1 protein-coding gene is annotated in these 791 nt (G+C 66.1%); it reads left to right on the plus strand.

Features of this window, described 5'->3' with window-relative positions:
• A partial coding sequence (locus tag IF88_RS0139635) for an ABC transporter substrate-binding protein (protein WP_030724455.1) occupies positions 1–791 on the plus strand: 791 nt, incomplete at both ends.

The raw sequence follows: 791 nt of genomic DNA on the forward strand, positions 1-791 counted from the left end.
CTGTCGGCCTCCGAGGTGCGGATCGGCTACTTCCCGAACCTGACGCACGCCACCGCGCTGGTCGGCCTCCAGGAAGGCCTGATCCAGAAGGAACTCGGCGCCACCGCCATCAAGCCGCAGTCCTTCAACGCCGGCCCGTCCGAGATCGAAGCCCTCAACGGCGGCTCTCTCGACATCGGCTTCATCGGCCCCTCCCCCTCGATCAACGGCTACGTCAAGTCCAAGGGCTCCAACCTGCGGATCATCTCCGGCTCCGCCTCCGGCGGCGTCAAGCTGGTCGTGAACCCGGACAAGATCAAGACCCTGGACGACCTCAAGGGCAAGAAGATCGCCACCCCCCAGAAGGGCAACACGCAGGACGTCGCCTTCCTCAACTGGATCTCCGAGAAGGGCTGGAAGGTCGACCCGGAGTCCGGCAAGGGCGACGTCTCCGTCGTCCGCACCGACAACAAGGTCACCCCCGACGCCTTCAAGCAGGGCTCCATCGACGGCGCCTGGGTCCCCGAGCCCACCGCCTCCAAGCTCGTCTCCGACGGCGGCAGCGTCCTCCTCGACGAGACCGCCCTGTGGCCCGACAAGAAGTTCGTCATCACGAACATCATCGTGTCGCAGAAGTTCCTCAAGGAGCACCCGGACGTGGTCGAAGCCGTCCTGCGCGGCACCGTGAAGACCAACGACTGGATCCACGCCAACCAGGACAAGGCGAAGGCCTCCGCCAACGCCAAGCTGGAGGCCGACAGCGGCAAGGCCCTCGACGCGAAGGTCATCGACCCGGCCTGGCCCAGCATCGC

This window comes from Streptomyces sp. NRRL F-2580 (assembly GCF_000720115.1).
Taxonomy (GTDB): domain Bacteria; phylum Actinomycetota; class Actinomycetes; order Streptomycetales; family Streptomycetaceae; genus Streptomyces.